The following is a 21795-nucleotide window of genomic DNA, read 5'->3' as shown; positions in this document are numbered from 1 at the left end:
AAGAACACCACTTTCTATTTCAAATTTTCTTTAACAACTTTAAGTTGTTGTTTAATACTCACATCAATTGTCTTGTGATTGGCAAAAATGACAAAACCACCAATGAGACTTTCATCGATTTCTTCTTTTACACTCCTTACTTTCAGAGACATTTTTTTCTCAATCAAAGGGAGCAAGCGACTCTTTTGTTCATCTGTTAAAGGATGAGCTGAAGTAATCGTCACTTCAAATCGATTTGTTTCTTTTTCAAGTCGGTTCAAGCAATCTACAAGCACATCATAAAAAAGATTTACTCTGTGATTGTAGGCCAGAACCTGGATAAAGTTTTGTAATAAAGGTGACACAGAGTCTTGGAAAAAAGCAATCGTTTTTTTCTTGTCAGACTCATCTACTGTCACTTTTTTTAAAAAAGAAGGTAAACCTGTTTCTTCAGCAACTTGCTTGATTTGAGTCAAGTCTGAAAAGATACGGGCTTCTTCTCCTTTTTCAAGTACCAATTGGACAAAAGGCATGCTGTATTTTTCAATTACCTTTACTGTTTTCTTGTCCATTAAGCTTCTCCTAGCTGATCGATATACTGATCAATGAGTTCTTTATGGGCATAACCGTCAAGGTTTTGTGAGATGATTTTACCAGCTAGGCTGATGGTCAAATCTGCTACCTCACCCTTAACGTTTTGTAAAGCTTCAGCTTTGTTTTGAGCAATTTCTTGGTTTGCTTTTTCTTTTAAGCGTCCTGCTTCTAGTTTAGCATCTACTAAAATACTAGCCTTACTTTTCTCAGCTGTTGCTTTCGCATTCTCAATGATTGCCTTGGCTTCTTTACGGCTACCAGCCAATTCATCTTCGCGTTTTTGAGCCAATACTTCTGCTTTTTGACGGGCTTCTTCAGCACTGTCAATATCAGTAGCAATTTTTTCAGCTCTTTCTTCGAAAATGCCTGTAATATTAGACCATGCAAATTTTTTAATCAAGACTAGCAAAAGAATAAAAGAGCCAGTGATTAAAATAAAATTACCAATCAATTCACCTACTGTTACGTGCATCAGTTACTCCTTTCTATTCCTCTTCAATATTAATCTTATTCCCTAAATACACAGATGTCAAAAGAGTAAAGACATAAGCTTGGATGCAGGAAATAAAGACAGAAAATGCAGTCCAAGCCAAATTAGCTCCAAAGGCTACTGGATACCAATAAATAGCTTGGTGGGAAAGAAGAAGTAACAAACTCGTCATGACCTCTCCTGCAAAGATATTCCCAAAAATCCGCAAAGCCAAAGATAAGAAGTTTGTAAATTCTTCCAAGATATTCATCGGTATGACAAAAACAGGACTCATAAAAGATTTTATACTTTTTTTAAATCCACGACGACGAACGCTTTCTATATGTGTCAACAAAATGACAAGAAAAGATAAGGTTAAGTCATACTGTAAATTAGCGGTTGGCGAACTCCACCAGTTAGTCCCATCGATCGTTTGAAGCTTTGTCATTAAGCCAAGGTTATTGGCAATCACCATGAAAAGAAATAAACAAAGGAAAAAGAGTGAGTAATCTTTCATGTAGCGCGAACCAATGTTAGGTTCTGTAAATCCAATAACAAAGTCATAGACATACTCAAGTACATTTTGCTTTCCTTTGGGTTTCAAGGTCATATTGCGGCTTGCCCAATAAATAAAGACAAAAATAACTCCCACAATCAACAAGGTCATGGCTAACATAGTCAGATTGAAGATAACAGGACCAATAGAGATGATTGGATTAATACTTTCTTCCATCTAAAATCCTCCCTTTTCTTCTCGTTCCATGTATTTATTTGATAATAAATGAGAAGACAAGAGTTACAAAGAAAGTTCCTTCAATAAAGGCAACACCTAAAAACATCAAACTACGAAACTCAGAAAGCATATCTGGTTGGCGTGCTACTGATTTAAACAGTCCATTCATCAATAAACCTTCACCGACAGATACGCCCATACAGGCAATACATAAGCCTAAAAATGTTAAATTCATAACGAATTCTCCTTTAAAATAAAATTTACTTACTTAGTGTAGTCCTAAAATTTAAATTTGTCAACTTTTTTTGCACATTGGAAGCGTTTAATGAAAATTACTTCCATTTTCTTTCGTATTTCACTCTATTCTGAAAAGCTTGTGTATATTTACTGAAGCTAGCAAGTCTTACCTGTAAATTTAATGAAAGCAACACAAAATCCGAGAGGGGAATCTCGGATTAAGGTCAATTTAAAAAAATAGAGAGTGTTAAGTTTAAATATAGGATTTCAAAATATCGACGGCATCGCTTCTTTTCTTAACCTGATAGGACTTGATTACCAATTTCTCAGCTGTCATTGCATTGTACCCAATATTGCCCAGAAAGACACAATTTGTAGGATTTAACTGGTATTTATCAAGAATCTCCTTCATACTTATGTCAAGCCCCCTCTTTACTTTATGATTTCATATTCTCCTTACAAATCCTTTTGGTAATAATATCTTTGCCCAATGTAGGGATAGTCTTGTAAGGTAAAGACTTCCTTGTAGCCATGCCTTTTATAAAAATCTGGAGCTTGAAACTGGTAAGTATTGACAAAAGCAAAACGACAGTCTCGATTCTTAGCTTCAGTTTCTGCTTGCTGCAATAGTTTTGAACCGATTCCTTGTCCTCTCAATTCCTCTTTTACAAATAAATACTCGATTTCTAGCCAATTTCCAAAAGTCTCTGCTATCAAACCTGCCAGGAGATTGCCCTTTTCATCTTCGACATAAAGATTAAGTGGCTCACTTTCGGCATCTTCTCGTTTTGAACGGTTATAAACACGAATCAAATTCCCAATTTCTTGTGCTTTCTGAGACTCCTTGTTTTCCAATCTAAAGTACATCTAAACCTCCTCAAACACTATTACAACTTGATTATAGTCTTATTTCAATAGACTGTCAAACTAGCAAAAACCCACCAACCTGAGTTGGTGAGTCTTTAATCTATTTTCTAAATTTCCACTGGCTATAAATACCGAAACCGATAATCCAGATAGCTGAGCCGATTGCTCCTACAAATGTAGACTCTTGTAAAAAGAGGGTTACAAAGACAAAGGCAAAGAAGAGCATGGTTAAAGGATTTAGGAAACGATAATGGGGCATGAGATAGCCATCCGCCATAAAGTCTGGTGACTTGCGGTATTTAAGGTGAGCCACCATGATTAAGATATAAATGGCAATATAGACACCAGACGACGATGCCGTAATCAAGGCAAAGGCATCAGAAACACCTGGCAATACGTTGATAAAGGCTGCTAGGGCAATCAAAATTGCTGAGGCGATGATGGCATTTTGTGGTACGTTGTGACGGGAAAGAGTATCTGCCTTAATAGCCTTTAAGAATGGATTTGGTGAATCATGGGCAATCTGATACAAATGACGTCCTGTTGAATAAAGGGTTGAGTTAAGAGCAGATGCTGCTGACGTCAAAACGACGAAGTTAATCAAGGCTGCCGCCCACTTGATACCTGCTAACTCAAATACTGTAACAAAGGGAGAATCAGCCGATGCAAGTTCACGCCACGGAATGATAGCCATGATGGCTAAGAGGGCACCACCGTAGAAAAAGGCGATACGCAAAGGAATTTCCTTAACGGCTTTTGGCAAGACCTGGCGTGGATTTTTTGTTTCTGAAGTCGTTACCCCAATAAACTCAATCATGAGGTAGGCAAAGAAAACCATCTGGAAGGCCATGACAAAGTTCACTCCACCATTTGGGAAGAGGGAGAAATTGTCGGCAATATTAGCCAAACTTGCTACTCCATGAGGTGTCTTAAAGCCTGTCAAGACCATAAAGACCCCTGTTGCAATCATGGCTAAAATAGCCACAATCTTGACCATCGCAAACCAAAACTCAACTTCTCCAAAGAGCTTCACCGCAATCAGATTGACCAAGGCTAGAATAGTCAAAAATCCAATCTCAATCATCCAACTCGGCCAAGTTGGAAACCAAAATTGCACATAATGTGCGATAGCAGTGATTTCCGCCATACCGATAAAGACAACAGATAGCCAATAAGACCAAACCGAGAAATAGCCCCAGCCCTTACCCAAATGACGCGTGATAAAGTTGATAAAGGTATGTTGCTCAGGATCTTGGTAGAGCATTTCCCCAACCGCACGCATCATGAGGAACATGAAGGCCCCAGTAATCATATAAATCAGTACAATGGAAGGACCTGTTAGGCTGATAGAGCGACCTGCTCCCAGAAAGAGTCCTGTTCCGATTGTTCCCGCAATGGCCATAACCTGCACGTGACGATTGGTTAGACCACGCTCCATCTTATTTTTTTTCTTCTTTGAACTCATATCGTCTCCAATTCAATTTAAAATGGAAAAAGGAGTGAGTGAAGCGCATAGCCTCCCCACTCCTTTTTTCTGTTTTTAGGCTGTTTTTTCAACCTTCAAGATTTTTACATCATAGCTACCAACAGGTGTTTCAATCGTTGCTGTGTCACCTGTTTTCTTGCCAATCAAGGCTTGTCCAATTGGGCTTTCATTTGAAACTTTACCTGCAAAGGCATCCGCACCAGCTGAACCTACGATAATATAAACTTCTTCTTCGTCCTCACCAATTTCTTGGATGGTGACTGTTTTACCAATCGCTACTTCGTCCTGGGCAACTGCGTCGCTATTGACGATTTCAGCATAGCGGATTTTTGTTTCCAAGCTAGAGATTTGTCCTTCAACAAAGGCTTGTTCATCCTTCGCTGCTTCGTACTCACTGTTTTCTGAAAGGTCACCGTATGAACGGGCAATCTTAATGCGTTCTACCACTTCTGGTCGACGAACTAATTTCAATTCTTCTAATTCTTTTTCAAGTTTTTCCTTTTCCTCAAGGGTCATAGGATATGTTTTTTCTGCCATTTTTCTCAACTTTCTTCTGATGATATTTTCGAAAGAAAATTATGTGAAGTATCACATAATTTTAGTTTGTTTGGTTTAATTTGCTGTTGACATGTTCAGCGACATTGCGGTCGTGGTCTTCTTGATTGTTAGCATAGTAGACCTTGCCATCTGTGACATCTGCTACAAAGTAGAGGTTATCGCTCTTAGTTTGATTGATGCTTGACTCAATCGCATCCAGACTTGGACTATCGACTGGACCAGGCATGAGACCTACATTTTTATAAACATTATAAGGTGAATCAATGTTGGTATCAATCGCAACATCCTCAGCTAGGCTGATATTTTGCCCCAGTTTTCCTTGGGCATACAAAATTGCAATGTTACTTTGAAGTGGCATATCACGATTCAAACGATTGTAGAATACACCGGCAATGAGCTTACGATCTTCTGTCTTGGCACCTTCTTTTTCGACCAAGGAAGCAATGGTCAACAACTCATTGACAGTCAAGTTTTTAGATTTGATAGTACTATAGTAAGGAGATAGGTTCTTATCCATAGCAGCTAACATCTCATCAATCAAGCTCTCAACAGTTGTGCTTTCCTTGATAGAGTAAGTAGCTGGGAAAAGATATCCTTCCAAACGATAACGAACGCCACTTTCCTTTGTAGGCAAGCTTTCAAGTATACTCGGATATTTGGCAACTTCTTGACTGATAAACGTCTCATCTTGAACTTTTGCTAGGAAAGCATCCGCTGTCAAAGGCTCTTTGAAGTCACCTTGCAATTGACCCACAGCTTGAGCAATCTGATCCAAAGTATAACCTTCTGGAATTGTCAAAGTCGCAAGGACAGGTTCTTGTGGTTCATCTGTTCCACCTTTTTGCAACTCTTTGAGTAAGTCTTCTGTACTCATACTCTTTTGCAAATTGTAGTAACCTGCTTTCAAATCGGTATAATTTTTATACTTGGCATAAAAGCTAAAAATCAGACCATGCTTTACCAAACCAGCTTTTTCAAGCGTCGTACCGATTTCTTGAACGTTTGAACCTTCTGGAATTCCAACCGTCACATATTTCTTAGAATTAGCATCAATAGGTAACAAAGAATCTAGCACGTACTGGTAACCAAAGTAACCACCTGCTGAGAGCAAGGCAAGGAATACAAGGAATGAAATCACAAAGGCTTTCACATGTGACTTCTTCTCTTTCTTAGGCTTAACGGGTTTTGCTCCTTCTCTACGGCTACGACGTGGTGTATCGCTGATGATATCCACTGTTTCTGTAGCAGGCATAGGTGTTTCTGGACCTGCTTGTTCTGCTTTTTTCTCTGCCGTCTTATAGGAAACAGCTACCCTTGTTGGGGTTTCATTGTATTCTCTTTCAAGTTTCTTAGGTCTAACAGGACCTGAACCTGGTCTTGATCCACTTTCTTCCGCTGGAGAAGAAGGTACATCTTGACTTGGATGACTTGGAACACCAGGAGTTTCTCTTTGAATCTCATCTGCTGGAGAAGCTGGTACATCTTGACTTGGGTGAGTAGGCGCAGCAGGAGCTTTTCTCATAATCTCCTCTACCGTTGACAAGGAATCAGCCATGAGTTCTTCAGCTGAAGGTTCATTTGCAGGAGTGCGAACTACTGCCTCATCTTCTTTCAGAACTTCATCATAGCCTTTTACTTTTTCTAAATCTCTCAGAATCTGCTCTTTAAAGCTTAATTTCTCTTCTTCTCTTGACTTTTCACTCAAAAGTTTTTCCTCCTTGTTGACAATCCATAATATTATATCTTAAAAGTCCAAGAAAAGCAACCTATGATACTTTTCCTAGCTTATTTTTTATACTCAATGAAAATCAAAGAGCAAACTAGGAAGCTAGCCGCAGGTTGCTCAAAACACTGTTTTGAGGTTGCAGATAGAACTGACGAAGTCAGTAACATATACCTACGGTAAGGCGACGCTGACGTGGTTTGAATTTGATTTTCGAAGAGTATTAGCTTCCCAGACCATATCATACCATGTTTCCCCTGCAAAGGTTGACTGAGACAAGCCTTCATTGACAAATCCATGCTTTTCATAGTAGGCGATGAGATAGTCATGACAGGTTAGGTTAATGCCATCCCTCTCATCTTCAAGAGCAACTTCTTTCAAGGCTGTCAGCAATTGCTGACCCAGTCCTATCCCCTGGGCCTCCTTGGCAATAGAAAGACAGGTCACAGAGATATAACCACCAGGCTCATGACTATAGTCTTTTATTTCTTCTGTAAAGGACTGGTCTTGCAGATGGCGGTGTGGTCCAACTGGCCCTTCAATATAACCCATGATTCTTCCTTCTTTTTCCGCAACCAGAAAAGAGGTCTGAATTTCTCGCAAATGTGCCTCAAAGACAGATCGAGGAATGGCTTCTTCAACCGAGAAATTCTCTAGTTCAATCTCGACGATACGATCCAAATCTTCTAATTTTGCTTGTCTGATTTTCATTTTGCCTCCAGATAAAAGGGATTAAACCAAATCATACTATAACCCTGGCTAGTTTCATAAAGAGAAGTTTCTTCATCAATAAAACCATTCATTTCAAAATAGGAAAGCAGCTCATCAGGACTCTTCAAACGAATCCCTTTGTAATCCAGCTCAACTGCCACCTCTTTCAAGGCTGCAAGAAGAAGTGTTCCCAAGCCCTGTCTCTGATGGTCAGTATCAATGACTAAAGAATGTATTTCTAGACATTGCGGATTGTCTGACTGGGGACTTGATAGAATATAGCCTAAAAGTTGATTTTCATCCCTAGCTAGAAGAAAGGTATCCGCACACTTACGGATACTTTCTTCTAAGATATGGGAAGGTTGCTGCTTTTCAGCTGGAAAAGACGAAGTTTGAATCGCCTCTATCTCAGCCAAATCAGACTTACTTGCCTGAATGATCTTAATTGGAATCTCCATGAGAATAACCTATTGAACATTGCTTGTCAAATTAGACAAGAGACGCTCGAATGAATACTCATAGGTTTGGATGTCTCCTGCTCCCATAAAGACATAAACAGCATTGTCATGGTCTAGGAGTGGAGAAACATTTTCAACAGTGATCACTTGGTGTTTCTTGTTGATTTTTTTGGCTAGGTCTTCCACCTTAACATCACCATGATCTACTTCACGAGCTGATCCATAAATCTGCGCTAGGTAAACAGCATCTGCTTGGTTCAAAGCGTGAGCAAATTCGTCCAACAAGGCAATGGTTCTTGTAAAGGTATGCGGTTGGAAGACTGCTACAATTTCCTTGCTTGGGTATTTCTGACGAGCCGCATCCAAGGTCGCAATAATTTCTGTTGGATGGTGGGCAAAGTCATCGATAATAACTGTATCATTGACAATTTTCTCAGTGAAACGACGCTTAACACCGGCAAATGTTTTCAAGTGCTCACGCACCAAGTTCAAATCAAATCCTGCTGTGTAAAGAAGACCAATAACGGCTGTCGCATTCATGATATTGTGACGACCAAAGGTTGGAATGTGGAATTGCCCCAAGTCTTGTCCACGGAAATGAACTGTGAAGGTTGAACCAGTTGTTGAACGAAGAAGTTCACTAGCTACAAAGTCATTACCTTCTGCTTCAAAACCATAATAATAAATTGGTGCATCAGACGTAATTTTACGCAATTCTGCATCTTCACCATAGACAAAAAGACCCTTGGTAATTTGTTTGGCATAGTCATTAAAGGCATTGAAAACATCCTCGAGACTTGTGAAATAGTCTGGATGGTCAAAGTCAATGTTGGTTATAATAGAGTATTCTGGGTGGTAAGGCATAAAGTGGCGCTCATATTCGTCAGATTCAAAGACAAAATATTTGGCATTGGCCGAACCACGACCTGTCCCATCCCCAATCAAGAAGCTAGTGTCTGTGATGTGAGACAAGACATGAGACAACATACCTGTCGTTGAAGTTTTTCCATGCGCTCCAGCTACTCCCATGCTAACAAAGTCACGCATAAAGCTACCTAGAAATTCATGGTAACGTTTGTAGCTGATACCATTTTGGTCTGCATAGGCAATTTCGACGTTGTTATCTGGACGAAAGGCATTTCCAGCAATAATTTCCATATCACCGTCTAGGTTCTTTTCATCAAAAGGAAGAATAGTAATCCCTGCCTGCTCAAGACCACGTTGAGTAAAGTAGTATTTTTCAACATCTGATCCCTGTACCTTATGCCCCATTTGGTGCAACATCAAGGCCAAGGCACTCATCCCTGATCCCTTAATTCCGATAAAATGATATGTCTTTGGCATGTTTTCTCCCCTATTCTGTAATTCTTGTCAGATTCAACTCTTGGGCAACCCGACGTTCTTGTTCTGTTTGTTTACTTTTTTTATTGTAGATTTGGCTTTTCTTTAGAAAATCATAGTTGTTTTTCTTTGGAGCAGGTGCTGACACTTCTTCATTCTTGGTAGGGATAGAATGAACTTCTTTCGCCAAGATATAATGAGACTGGGTCAATTTTTGGCTATATTTCACCAATTCACCAGGATTTTCCTTTTGGAAAGGCGCTGTCGGTTGATTGCCCTGTCTAAGAAGGCCTGATTTAGAATGACGTCTCGCACGGCTGAAATCCTGAGTTAGATAGTTAGCAGAGCGTTTCTTTTTCAAGTCTGCACGCGCTTCTTCACGCGCCACCTCCGCATAGCTCTTTCCTTCTTTTTTTACCCCTAAAGGAGCTTTTTTAGGTTTCTCGACTTGCTTTTCAATCGGTTTTACTGGCGCCTCTTCAGTAATAGGAGCCCATCCTAAATAATTTTTATCTCGATACTCACCCTTGATATTACTGATCAGATCAGACTCATCGTACAAGTTCATGACTGGCATTTCAGTCAGCATGACCTCGTCATCTGACACCAATGGAAATCGTTCTTGTTTCATTTTCTATTTCCTTTCAACACTTCATTATAGCGTATTGTCTTGATTTTTCAAGTGCTGGCTTCAGAAATTCCCAAAATTTCTCTAATTTCTGCTAGGGTCAGACTGCCACGTGACTCTGTGCCATCCAATACTTGTGACACCAGATGTTTCTTTTGTTCTTGGAGTTCCTGAATTTTTTCTTCAATAGTTCCCTTGGTCACTAAGCGATAAACCTCAACCGTTTCTTCCTGACCCATCCGATGGGCACGGCCAATAGCTTGCGCTTCCACCGCAGGATTCCACCAAAGGTCAACCAAGATCACTGTATCAGCACCTGTCAGGTTGAGACCGACACCACCAGCCTTAAGGGAAATCAGAAAGGCATCTCTTTCCCCTTGGTTAAAGGCCTTGGTCATGTCTTGTCTTTCCTTGGCTGGGGTTGAACCCGTAATTTTAAAGGATGTCATGCCCAAGTCTGGCAGTTCTTGTTCAATTTTCTCCAACATTCCCTTGAACTGCGAGAAAATCAAGACACGGTGTCCACCGTCTGCCACCTGTAGCAGCAGGTCTCGGAGACTATCCAGTTTACCACTGGCGCCCTGATAATCCTCCATAAAGAGTGCAGGGGTATCACAGATTTGGCGCAAGCGCATCAGACCTGACAAGATTTCCACTCGACTACGCTGAAATTCCTGATCTGACACCTGAGCTAAACGGTCTCGCATCTGTTGCAACTGGGCTAGGTAGATAGCCTTTTGCTGGTCTTCCAGTTCATTCTTATAAACTACTTCAATCAAGTCTGGCAATTCAGTCAGAACTTCTTCTTTCTTGCGCCTCATCACGAAAGGCTTGATAAACTGAGCTACGCGTTCAGCTGACAATTTCATAAATTCTTTCTTGCTTGGCAAAAGTCCTGGCATGACGATTTGGAAAATAGACCACAACTCACCCAGATGGTTTTCAATCGGAGTTCCTGACAAGGCAAAGACTGACGGCACCACAAATTGTCTCAAGGTCTGGGCAATCTTAGTCTGGGCATTTTTCATGACCTGAGCCTCATCTAAGAAAAGGAAGTCAAAGGCCATCCCCTGATAAAGCTCACTGTCCTGACGGAAGGTAGCATAGCTCGTCACATAGATTTGATGGCTCTCAGCAAGAATCTCTTCACGACTAGTTTTCAAACCATGAACAACAGCCACATCCAACTGTGGGGCAAATTTCTGAAATTCATCTGCCCAGTTGTAAATCAAACCAGATGGAGCGAGAATCAAAACCCGACTTTCTTTTGTCACTTGACTGGTCAAAAAAGCAATGGTCTGAAGGGTTTTCCCCAAGCCCATATCATCAGCCAAAATCCCACCAAAACCATAATGATGGAGCATCTGCAACCAGCCGATTCCCTTTTCCTGATAATCTCGCAAATCAGCCTGAACCTGAGTTGCTTGTCGAGGGAAGTTCTCTGGATGCGTCAAATCATGAGCCAGATTCTGGAATTCTTGTGAAAAAGAAACACGATCTCGCCCTTCAAAGAGATGGGCTAAACTGTAGGCCAAGGATTTCCGAGCCTGTAAGGAGCCATCTTTTAGTTCAAACTGCCCCAGCTCCTGTAGATTTTGACGAATTTTCTTGGTTTCTTCATCAAAAAAGTAGACTTGGTTAGACGAATCAATGTAAAAATCCTGATTGGCAACCAAGGCCTGCATGGCTTGGTCAATTTCCTCTTGGGCAATATCTTGAAAATCAAACTGGATTTCCAAGAGACCTCCCTTGGAGGCAATCTGCACTTGAGGACTCGCTAAGCTATAAAGCTCTGCTAGCTTATCTGATAGGTCAACATTACCAAGTTTTTCAAAGACTGGAATGATATCATGGAAAAAATGATAGACAGACTCTGCTTTTAAGGTCTGACGCCAAGATTGAAAATCGGCTTCAAAACCTGTAACCAAACAGACTTGGAAAATTCTTTTTTCTAAGTCAGCATCACTCGAAAATGGTAATTCTTCTAGCTCTTGTCGGCTAGATACCTGTCTGTCTCCATAATCAAACTGAATTTCTAAACGAATCCGATTATCTTCTTCCCTGTCAAAGTAAAACGATGGCGCAAACGTTTTGATTTGTAACCGTTCTGGAGCTGAAACGGTCCCCATCTGGCTAAAAAGAGTCAGACAGGAGGCCAACTTATCGCGGTCACTGCTATCAAATTGCAGGTGTTTTTTCCCATATTGATCCACAGGTAGCGCTTTAATTTCCTTGAGAAGACGCATCTGCTGGTCTGTTAGAAAATAAACCTGTCCTTTATGGAACAGCACAGCTCCCTGATAAAAGACATTGACCCTTGGACTCTCACTGATTTCCATTTCAAAATAATCCGAGTATTCTGTTACTGTAAAGGCAAATAGATTGGCATCAGCATGCATATCCTGAAAAAGCAGAGTCTGATAGCTATCCACTTGATGGTCAAATTGAAAATGCGGCAAGGTCATCAGTAAATTCACACCCTGCTCAAAAAAGGTCAGGGGGAAAAAGAGGTGCCGACCTTGGTTTTGGAAAAAGAGGTCTGGAGCCTGTCCTTCCTCCATTAGTCCGCGCAAGAAAGTCAGAAGTTCTTGACTAGCCTCATCAAAGGCTTCCCAAGACAAGGATTCCTCATAAGTTTTGCCAATCATATAAGACTTTCTCTGCTCGACAATCCTTAAAAAGAGTGGAATATCTCGAATGACATAGTATTTTTGGCTATTGATTTGGCCGATTCTCAGAGTCCACAAGATATGATTGGTTCCTGCTTCCACCTGCCCCACAGCCGATAATTCATAGGCTCGGTCTGATTTTGGAGACAAGATTCGATCCAAAAATTTGCCACCCAAGGTCACCTTGGTTTCAACGGCCTCTTTTTCTTCATGACCTTCTTCCAGACTCTGCAAGATTTCCTGACCACAATCATCATTTTTCAGAAAATGCTCCAGCGCTGCCAAGTGGACACAGTAGCCCCTCTTTTGGAAAAAATCGCAGGCACAAAAAACCAAACCATCCTCTAAACTATAGCGCAGTTCTTCTTCTGCAACGCGAGCATAGAGCCGATTGTTCTTTTCCTTGATGATGTCAACCTTACCAGTTTCATAAAGGGCAACGCCTTCGATACGGACTTTCCCCGGAATCAATTTAGCCATATTTTTACCTTTACCTTATCTTTTTATTATACCATATTTTCCCCTATGAAAATAGCCTTCTAGGAAGACTTTTCTCCTAGAAGGCTGGATTTTTAACGTTTGGCAAAAGTCGTCACAATCCGCTGACAAACTTCTTGCAGCAGAGACTTAGGCATGGCTACATTGAGGCGGGCATGGAGACTTCCTTCCTCTCCAAAATCCAAACCACGGTTGAGGATGACCTTGGCTTCATTTCTCAACAGCTCTTGCAATGTTTCATCAGTCAGGTCATAGGCTGAAAAATCAAGCCAAATCAAGTAGGTTCCTTGCGGTTTCATAACCTTGATTTTAGTCTCTTTTCCAAATAAATCCACCACGTAATTGATGTGGTCTTCAAAGACTTGCTTGAGTTCCTCTAGCCAACCCTTCCCATAGCGATAAGCAGCTTCTGTCGCCAAATAGCCCAAGCCTGAAATTTCATGCTGATTATTGGCCAATTGGCGTTTCTGGTAAGCCAGTCTCAACTTAGGATTTTCAATAACTGCATAGGAATTTTTTGTCCCAGCAATATTAAAGGTTTTAGTAGCACTGCTCAAGACGATCGCAAATTCTTTAAAGTCAGGGTTGATGGTATTGAAGGAATGATGCTTGTGACCAAAGAGGGCCAAATCTTGGTGAATCTCATCTGAAACCAAGAAAACACCGTGTTTTTGGCAGAGTTGGCCAATCTTCTCCAACACTTCTTTTTCCCAAACACGTCCACCAGGATTGTGAGGGTTGCAAAGAATATAGAGTTTGACTTCTTCTTCCACCAAATCCTTTTCAAGTCGGTCAAAGTCAATCTCAAACAGACCATCCTTTTCCACCAAAGAATTGGTAATCAATCTGCGATTGTTCAATTTGACACTGCGTGCAAAAGGGGGATAGACAGGTGTGTTAATCAGAACCGCTTCGCCTTCTTTTGTAAAAGCTTGAATAGCTGTTGAGATGGCTGGTACCACACCCTCGATAAAGACAAGATCCTCTTTGTCAAAGTGGTAACCGTGTTGTGTGGCTTCCCACTTTTGAACTTCCTTAATTAAATCATCACTGGCATAGGTATAGCCATAAACCAGTTGATCAGCGTAAGTTTGCACGGCTTGGCGAATTTCAGGCAAGACCACAAAGTCCATATCCGCTATCCAAGCTGGTAGAACTTCACTATCCGTTTCCGCCTCTTTCCATTTATAGGTATGGTGCCCTATACGATTGGGCAGGCTTGTAAAATCATATTTTCCCATCTTTGTCTTATCCTTCCAAGGCTTGGCGCAAATCTGCAATCAAATCTCTAGCATCCTCAATCCCAATTGACAAGCGCAAGAGGTCATCTGTCAAACCATAAGAATGACGCACTTCTGCTGGAATATCAGCATGAGTTTGTGTCGTTGGATAAGTAATAAGACTTTCCACTCCACCCAAACTTTCCGCAAAAGAGAAGACCTTGAGACTGTTCAAAATATGAGGAATGCGTGTTTCATCTGCTACTTTAAAGGAAATCATGCCCCCACGACCAGTGTAGAGAACTTCCTTAACTGCTGGAGAATCCTTCAAAAAGGCAACCACTTCTTGGGCGTTAGCTGTTGAGCGCTCCATACGAAGAGACAAGGTCTTGAGACCACGAATCAATTGATAACTGTCAAATGGAGACAAGACTGCCCCTGTCGTATTGAGATTGTAAAAGAGCTTCTCGTATAGTTCTAAACTATTGGTCACAACCACTCCAGCCAAGACATCATTGTGGCCTGCTAGATACTTGGTTGCTGAGTGGAGAACGATATCTGCTCCATCTTCAATCGGACGTTGGTAGATAGGGCTGTAGAAGGTATTGTCCACCACCACTTTAGCACCCTTAGCATGAGCCAATTTTGCTAGTTTTTCGATATCAAATTCCAACATCAAGGGATTGGTTGGAGTTTCGATATAGAGAACATCCACATCCTTTTCTAACTCGGCAATCAACTCTTCTTCTGTGTTGGCATAGGTAAAATGGAAACGGCCTTCCTGCTCCACTTGGTTAAACCAGCGGAAAGAACCTCCATAAAGGTCACGCACCGCCAAGACCTTACTTCCTACTGGAAAGACGCTAAAGGCCAGTACAATAGCTGACATCCCTGAGCTAGTAGCTAGGGCATAGTCTGCTGACTCAATAGCCGCCAAGACTTCTTCCGCCTTACTGCGAGTTGGGTTTTTAGTGCGTGTATAGTCAAACCCAGTAGATCGACCAAACTCTGGATGCTGATAGGTCGTTGAAAAATGAAGCGGTGTCACCAAGGCCCCTGTCGCTTCATCTGACTTAATACCCGCCTGGGCCAAAATTGTGTTAATGTGTAATTCCTTGCTCATACAATTCCTCCAAATCTATAGTAACTATTGTACCACTTATTTTCATCAACTCATTTTCTTCTTTTCAAGAGCTAGTTATAGTTTCAAACTATAGACTTATACTCTTCGAAAATCTCTTCAAACCACGTCAGCGTCGCCTTACCGTAGGTATATGTTACTGACTTCGTCAGTTCTATCTGCAACCTCAAAACAGTGTTTTGAGCTGACTTCGTCAGTTCTATCTGCAACCTCAAAACAGTGTTTTGAGCAGCTTGCGGCTAGCTTCCTAGTTTGCTCTTTGATTTTCATTGAGTACTAGCTAGTAAAACTAAAAAGAATCCAGAAAAGCTTCCAGATTCTTTTGTGAAAATGATTGCTAGGGTTTACTGTGAACGAAAGAAATCCTGTTGGGCTAAATAGTCATAATGCTCTTTATTAAATTGATATTGACCTACATGCTGACTAATCCGACCGACATCCACGGAAAAAATATAGGCTTCATTTTGATAGTTCCAGTTCAGCCTAACTGTATTCAAGACTGTCTTATAAGTAAAATCTTTGACTTGATTCCATGGGATCTCTACGACTTGATTAGAACGATTTTCTGTTACATCACTGATGTCCATCAAGTAAATCCCCTTAGGTGTGAATGCTATAAGCTTAGGCTTCACACTCGACTGAACATAGTAGGAACCGCCTATAATGAAAAAATCAATAAAGGATTTCAACCATGTCTTTTTCTTGAAAGCCATCAGAAAATTCTTTTGCCCTTCAATGTGGTAAGTTGAAAGAAATGATTCAATCTGTTTTTCTGTTGCAAACTCCAAAATAGCGCCCATGATGATACCTCCATAACGATTAGTAAATAGGCAGATAAGAACTCTTCACTTAAAGAAGAACTTATCAATTATTGCGTTTTATCTTACTTTTACAGTAGACGGCATCCCTCCTATAAAATCATCCTAGCATGTGCATACTTCAGTTAACACTGGAAGAGACTTTCGAAAGTAACTTTTTATATTTTTGTCATATTTATTATATCATAATTCAAATAAACAATCCAAAAAAATGTAAGCGTTTTTAATCTGAATTTAACGTTATTCTATTAAAAAACGACAGCTTCTTTCGAAACCATCGTTTTTCTTGAAAAATCCTTATTTGACATGTTTTGCCAATTCTTCTTGGGCTTTTTTATTGGATTCTTCTTTTTCTTTCAGCCATTTTTCTTTAGCTTTTTCATATTCGTCTTTTGTGACTGTCTTATCTTGTACTTTGAGGTATTTATATGATTCGATACCTTTATTACCAGCTAATGAATATGGCGCTGAGAATGGAACTGTTTTTCTCAATGTTGGTGTTCCACCCCGTGAAACATTTGGAATTGCTAGAGAACTATCTACCAACCAAGCTTGGGCATCAGCATACTTTTCATAGCGTTTTGCAAGATCTTGCTCCTTATTAGCTTCTTCCAACATTTGGGTATAGACATCCAGCCCAACAGCCTTAGTCTTGTCATTGGCTTCACCTGGCTCTAAACCTAGATTTTGCATCAAACCACCAGAATTAACGTTAAATACATCAAGATAGGTTGAAGGATCTTGATAGTCTGGACTCCAACCACCGTTGTATAGATCGTAATCTTTCTGAGCTGCAGTCTGAGCCAAATAGCTCGTATTATCAAAGTCTTCAGTAGAAAGTTGTTGAATATCAATTACAACATTTTCTGCACCTAAGGCTGCTTCAATAGATTGCTTCATAGAATTTGCCTCTTGAACACCCTTTTTAACAGCTTGGTCAACTGTCATGTCCAAGTGGATAGGGAAGGTTACTCCCTTGGCTTCTAGCTCTTGCTTTGCTTCCGCAAATTTAGCCTTAGCTTTTTCTGGATTGTAATATGGATCTTGGGCATCCGCAAAGTTGATTCCTTGCCATTCCTTGCCATAATTCACCATCTTAGAGGCTACTACTTCACCAAAGTCTTTTCCCTTGATACTTACGAAGTTTGGAGGAACAACCAAGTTACGCAAAATCTTAGTTGCACCATCTTCTCCTTGAGATTGGGCTCCATAGGCCGTACGGTCATAGGCAAAGTTAATGGCTTGACGGAAGTTTTTATTTAGAACTGCTTCCTGAGTCGATTTCTTTTCAGCATCACTTGTTTTTGAAGTGAATTTATAAGATTTTCTATCCAGGTTAAAGTTTAAGAAATAAGAAGTGGTATCTTGCATACTGTAGATGATATCATCTTTGTATTTTTCTTTAATCCCTTCAAAACTTGAACTATTTGGATAGAGACGGGCATAGCTATAGGCTCCCTCGACAAAGTTACGAGCTAGTGCATCTTGGTCACTACCATCATAATAGGCCAATTTGACATCATCTACAAAGACATTTTTAGCATCCCAGTAGTTAGGATTTTTCTTGAATTCGATAACTGATTTTGAAACAAAGGATTTCATCAAGAAAGGTCCATTGTACAAAATACTAGATGGGTCTACCTTCCCAAAATCATCCCCTTTTGATTTCAAGAAATCTGCATTGACTGGGAAGAGAATGGTTGAAGTTGTTTTTGAGTTCCAATAAGATTCTGGTCGTGTCAAGGTATATTGAACAGTTTGGTCATCAAGAGCCTTGACTCCGACAGTTGAAAAGTCGCTTGTTTTCCCAGTGATATAGTCATCTAAACCTGCAACAGAGTCCTGCACTAGATACAAGGCTTCTGATTTTTTATCAGTCGCATATTTCAAACCAGTTACAAAATCTTGGGCAGTTACAGGAGCATATTCCTCTCCATCTGCAGTATACCATTTAGCATCCTTACGAAGTTTGTAGGTATAGGTCAAACCGTCCTTAGAAACACTCCAATCCTCTGCCAAGGATGGGACATAATTTCCATATTGGTCATTTTCCATGAGCCCATCTACCAGATTGGTCACAATATCATTTGTCGTTGCACGGTTTTCTGCTAGATAGTTCAAACTAGATGGATCACTTGAATAAACATAATTATAGGTTTTTGATGCAGTGCTAGAATTTCCACAGGCGCTTAACAAAATACCTGCACTTAACATGACACCTGCAAGTATTGCATACTTGGCTTTAGACTTTTTCATTTCCAGAACCCCCTGATTTAAATATTTGTTTTATTATACAACGTTTAGTTTGTTTAGTCAATGATTTTTTCCAAAAAAATCGAAAAAGACCTCATCTTCTACTTTTAAAAGATAATTTTAGCTATTTTGACGCTAAAAAAGGAATAAGTTTCAAGTTCTCCTAAAAGATTGTTCAACTTATTCCTTTTATTTATAAATGCTATCTTACGAAAGCTTAAATTTTGCTCGCAGGCGGTCTGCTTGGGCTTTTCCAATCACCTTATCCAATAAACGGGTTCGAAGACTCATGACTCCGTAAACTCCTCCACCCATGGCACCGACAAGGGCTACATAAAGGAAACTCCACAAACGCCCACTTGGTTGGAAGACAAATCCTAAAATCCACTGGATGGCACCTACACCGATGAACATAACAAGGGTCAACAAACTGATTAAAATGGTTCGCTTCAAAATCACCTTGCGCTTGACACCCGTTACCTTACAAATGTCCCGATACATCAAGACATTAGGAATAATGAGAGCGAATGTTGTTGAAATCAAAGGTCCGTAACTGTGGAAGAGGGCGATTGTAGGCAGTTGCAAGACTAGCTTGGCAATGGAACCATAGATAAAATAGAGAACTGCCTTGCGGTTGCGGAACATGGCCTGAAGCATTGGAGACAAGACCATGTACAAGCCTAAAATAATAGACTGCAAAACTGCAAAGACAAATAAGCCCAGAGCCAAACTATCTGGCTTACCATAGAAAACCGTATAAAGAGGTTCCCCTACCATGACCACTCCAACAGTTGCTGGTAGCAGGAACATAAAGAGTAGGGTGAGACTGTCCTGAACGAGACGAGAAGCTGCCTTCAAGTCCCCCTTGACATAGTTTTCCGTCAACAATGGCAAGCCTACACTCCCAATCGAAACCCCAACAGAAATCAAAATCATCGTGATTTTATTAGGATTGGCTGAGAAATAAGAAAACATGACAACCAAGTCTTCATTACTATAGTTGGTAAACCAGCTCATACTATTGATGAAGGTCATCTGATCCAAAATCTGGAAAAGCTGGATAGCAGACCCTGTCAGGATAAAAGGAATGGCTTCCTTAATGGTATCGACCAAAAGACGCTTGCTGTTTATCTTATCTCCTGTTTCAAGGACTCTTTTAAGTAATCCTTCTTTGGCAAGGAAATAGATCAAAACTGCAAAACTAGCTACCATGCCGACAAAGGCAGCAAAGGTGGATTGGGTAACCGCTACTAGATAATCTCCTGAGCCGAGCTTCATAATGATAAAGGTTGCTAAGAGCATCCAGATAACACGAATGACCTGCTCAGCGATTTGACTCATGGCATAGGGTTTGAGGTTATTCATCCCTTGGAAAAATCCTCGGATAACACTCATAGACGGGAAAATCAAGACTCCCCAAGCCAAGCTTTGCATGATTGGGATCAAGTCTTTGCCCACGCCAGACAAGTCTGCTAGCCAAGGAGCAAAGACATACAAAACTAAAGCAAAAACCAGGCCAAGTCCTGTCATAAATCCTAAAAAGCTCCGAATCAGGGCAAAGCTATGCTCCTCTTCTCGCATGGTATTATACTTGGCAACTTGCTTGGCCACCGCAACTGGAATCCCTGCTGTTGAAACCAGCAAGAACCAAGCATAGATATTGTAACCCATGGTAAAAAGACCATTGGCCGTAGCTGCATAAGACCCCATCCAGATATACCAAGGAATAATGTAAATAGCCCCAAGTAGGCGACTGATAAAGTTACTAGCCGTTAACCAAGCAGTCCCCCGTAACATCTGGGCCTGCTGGTGATTGTTTTCGTGCGACATAGATTCCTCATTCAATTTTGATAACTAGGAAAAACTCCTTGTCTTCCATTATAAACTTTTCCTTGTTACTTGTAAATTTGCGACTTTCGGTTTACAATAGAAAGTATGATAAAGATTGAAACCGTATTAGATATTTTAAAGAAAGATGGCCTTTTTCGCGAAATTATTGACCAAGGTCATTACCACTACAACTACAGCCACGTCGTATTTGACACCATCTGCTATGACAGCCGCAAGGCCAAAGAAAAGAGCCTCTTTTTCGTCAAGGGTGTTGCCTTTAAGAAGGAATTTCTGATCTCTGCCATCTCTCAAGGCCTCGGTTGGTATGTGGCTGAAAAAGACTATGAAGTTGGTATTCCTGCCATTATCGTCAGCGACATTAAGAAAGCCATGAGTTTGATTGCCATGGAGTTTTATGGCAATCCACAGAAAAAACTTAAACTCCTTGCCTTTACTGGAACTAAGGGTAAGACAACAGCAGCCTATTTCGCCTATAACATTTTATCTCAAGGACATCGACCTGCTATGCTCTCGACTATGAATACAACTTTAGATGGCAAGACTTTCTTTAAGTCTGCATTGACAACCCCTGAGAGCATTGACCTCTTTGATATGATGCATCAAGCTGTGCAAAATGACCGTACCCACCTCATCATGGAAGTCTCTAGCCAAGCCTATCTAGTCCATCGAGTCTATGGTCTAACCTTTGATGTGGGAGTTTTCCTCAATATCAGCCCAGACCATATCGGCCCGATTGAACACCCTAGCTTTGAAGACTATTTCTACCACAAGCGTCTCTTGATGGAAAATAGCCGAGCAGTCATCATTAACAGTGACATGGATCACTTTTCTGTCTTGAAAGAACAAGTGGCAGATCAAGACCATGATTTCTATGGTAGCCAATCTGATAACCAAATCGAGAATTCCAAAGCCTTTAGCTTTTCAGCTACGGGTAAACTGGCTGGAGACTATGATATCCAACTGATTGGTCACTTCAACCAAGAAAATGCCGTTGCTGCTGGACTTGCTTGCCTCCGTCTCGGAGCTAGTCTTGAGGACATCAAAAAAGGAATCGCTGCAACCCGCGTTCCTGGTCGTATGGAAGTCCTCACTCAGAAAAATGGAGCCAAGGTCTTCATCGACTACGCCCACAATGGGGATAGTCTGACAAAACTCATCAATGTGGTTGAAACTCATCAAACTGGAAAGATTGCTCTGGTTCTCGGTTCGACAGGAAATAAGGGAGAAAGTCGTCGCAAGGACTTTGGACTTCTCCTCAATCAACATCCTGAGATTCAAGTCTTTCTGACTGCTGATGACCCTAACTATGAAGACCCAATGACCATTGCGGATGAAATTAGTAGCTACATCAATCATCCTGTTGAAAAAATTGCGGATCGCCAAGAAGCCATCAAGGCAGCTATGGCTATCACAAATCACGAATTAGATGCAGTTATTATTGCTGGTAAGGGAGCCGATTGCTACCAAATCGTTCAAGGCAAAAAAGAAGCCTATCCAGGAGATGCAGCTGTCGCAGAAAATTATTTATAAGGATCGTAAAAAAATCAAGGGAAACGAAACC

Annotated in this window: 20 protein-coding genes; 1 reads left to right on the top strand and 19 read right to left on the bottom strand. The window is 40.7% G+C overall.

The window, feature by feature from the left end:
- Positions 1-14: 14 nt before the first annotated feature.
- The 19 genes from SP4011_RS03975 to SP4011_RS03885 form a co-directional block, all read right to left on the bottom strand.
- Entirely contained in the window at positions 15-551 is a 537-nt protein-coding gene (locus SP4011_RS03975) for a F0F1 ATP synthase subunit delta (protein ID WP_173274608.1), read from the bottom strand.
- Positions 551-1045, bottom strand: a complete 495-nt coding sequence (gene atpF / locus SP4011_RS03970; RefSeq protein WP_338619991.1) for a F0F1 ATP synthase subunit B — start codon at positions 1043-1045, stop codon at positions 551-553. The genes SP4011_RS03975 and atpF overlap by 1 nt, the downstream gene beginning before the upstream one ends.
- 13 nt (positions 1046-1058) lie before the next feature.
- The gene (gene atpB, locus SP4011_RS03965) at positions 1059-1775 is read right to left on the bottom strand and encodes a F0F1 ATP synthase subunit A (RefSeq protein ID WP_000392851.1); all 717 of its coding nucleotides are present in this window, start codon (positions 1773-1775) and stop codon (positions 1059-1061) included.
- A gap of 34 nt (positions 1776-1809) precedes the next feature.
- On the bottom strand, positions 1810-2010 hold the full coding sequence (locus SP4011_RS03960) for a F0F1 ATP synthase subunit C (protein ID WP_001054562.1): 201 nt from the start codon (positions 2008-2010) through the stop codon (positions 1810-1812).
- Between the two features lie 255 nt (positions 2011-2265).
- On the bottom strand, positions 2266-2424 hold the full coding sequence (locus SP4011_RS03955) for a hypothetical protein (protein WP_173274609.1): 159 nt from the start codon (positions 2422-2424) through the stop codon (positions 2266-2268).
- Positions 2425-2468: 44 nt separating this feature from the next.
- Positions 2469-2879 (bottom strand): GNAT family N-acetyltransferase, encoded by a 411-nt coding sequence (locus SP4011_RS03950; protein ID WP_173274610.1) that lies wholly within the window; start codon positions 2877-2879, stop codon positions 2469-2471.
- A 100-nt stretch (positions 2880-2979) separates the two neighbouring features.
- On the bottom strand, positions 2980-4344 hold the full coding sequence (locus tag SP4011_RS03945) for an amino acid permease (protein WP_173282867.1): 1365 nt from the start codon (positions 4342-4344) through the stop codon (positions 2980-2982).
- A gap of 75 nt (positions 4345-4419) precedes the next feature.
- A complete protein-coding gene (greA, locus tag SP4011_RS03940) occupies positions 4420-4902 on the bottom strand; it encodes a transcription elongation factor GreA (protein WP_000818760.1) in 483 nt (160 codons plus the stop codon).
- A gap of 61 nt (positions 4903-4963) precedes the next feature.
- The gene (gene mltG, locus SP4011_RS03935; RefSeq protein ID WP_173282868.1) at positions 4964-6628 is read right to left on the bottom strand and encodes an endolytic transglycosylase MltG; all 1665 of its coding nucleotides are present in this window, start codon (positions 6626-6628) and stop codon (positions 4964-4966) included.
- A 192-nt stretch (positions 6629-6820) separates the two neighbouring features.
- Positions 6821-7357, bottom strand: a complete 537-nt coding sequence (locus SP4011_RS03930; protein ID WP_338619977.1) for a GNAT family N-acetyltransferase — start codon at positions 7355-7357, stop codon at positions 6821-6823.
- Positions 7354-7815, bottom strand: a complete 462-nt coding sequence (locus SP4011_RS03925; RefSeq protein WP_338619976.1) for a GNAT family N-acetyltransferase — start codon at positions 7813-7815, stop codon at positions 7354-7356. The genes SP4011_RS03930 and SP4011_RS03925 overlap by 4 nt, the downstream gene beginning before the upstream one ends.
- A 9-nt stretch (positions 7816-7824) precedes the next feature.
- On the bottom strand, positions 7825-9159 hold the full coding sequence (gene murC / locus SP4011_RS03920; protein WP_001127122.1) for a UDP-N-acetylmuramate--L-alanine ligase: 1335 nt from the start codon (positions 9157-9159) through the stop codon (positions 7825-7827).
- Positions 9160-9169: 10 nt separating this feature from the next.
- Positions 9170-9787 carry a cystathionine gamma-synthase gene (locus SP4011_RS03915; RefSeq protein ID WP_338619975.1) on the bottom strand — a complete coding sequence of 206 codons (618 nt, stop codon included), beginning with the start codon at positions 9785-9787 and terminating at the stop codon, positions 9170-9172.
- Between the two features lie 47 nt (positions 9788-9834).
- A complete protein-coding gene (locus SP4011_RS03910) occupies positions 9835-12933 on the bottom strand; it encodes a DEAD/DEAH box helicase (RefSeq protein ID WP_338619973.1) in 3099 nt (1032 codons plus the stop codon).
- A gap of 92 nt (positions 12934-13025) precedes the next feature.
- Positions 13026-14192: a MalY/PatB family protein gene (locus tag SP4011_RS03905; protein WP_338619972.1), complete on the bottom strand. Its 1167-nt coding sequence runs from the start codon at positions 14190-14192 to the stop codon at positions 13026-13028.
- A gap of 7 nt (positions 14193-14199) precedes the next feature.
- Entirely contained in the window at positions 14200-15294 is a 1095-nt protein-coding gene (locus SP4011_RS03900) for a cystathionine gamma-synthase (RefSeq protein ID WP_153224094.1), read from the bottom strand.
- Positions 15295-15656: 362 nt separating this feature from the next.
- On the bottom strand, positions 15657-16112 hold the full coding sequence (locus SP4011_RS03895) for a hypothetical protein (RefSeq protein ID WP_338619969.1): 456 nt from the start codon (positions 16110-16112) through the stop codon (positions 15657-15659).
- Between the two features lie 315 nt (positions 16113-16427).
- Entirely contained in the window at positions 16428-18386 is a 1959-nt protein-coding gene (locus SP4011_RS03890) for a peptide ABC transporter substrate-binding protein (protein ID WP_338619967.1), read from the bottom strand.
- Between the two features lie 204 nt (positions 18387-18590).
- The gene (locus tag SP4011_RS03885; protein WP_338619965.1) at positions 18591-20213 is read right to left on the bottom strand and encodes a polysaccharide biosynthesis protein; all 1623 of its coding nucleotides are present in this window, start codon (positions 20211-20213) and stop codon (positions 18591-18593) included.
- Positions 20214-20318: 105 nt separating this feature from the next.
- Between SP4011_RS03885 and SP4011_RS03880 the strand changes: the two genes are divergently transcribed.
- Positions 20319-21764: a UDP-N-acetylmuramoyl-L-alanyl-D-glutamate--L-lysine ligase gene (locus SP4011_RS03880; protein WP_338619964.1), complete on the top strand. Its 1446-nt coding sequence runs from the start codon at positions 20319-20321 to the stop codon at positions 21762-21764.
- The last annotated feature ends 31 nt before the right edge of the window (positions 21765-21795 follow it).

The organism is Streptococcus parapneumoniae (genome assembly GCF_037076355.1).
Classification (GTDB): Bacteria; Bacillota; Bacilli; order Lactobacillales; family Streptococcaceae; genus Streptococcus; species Streptococcus parapneumoniae.
The sequence above is the reverse complement of the archived record's forward strand: the minus strand, read 5'-3'. Positions and strand labels throughout refer to the sequence as shown.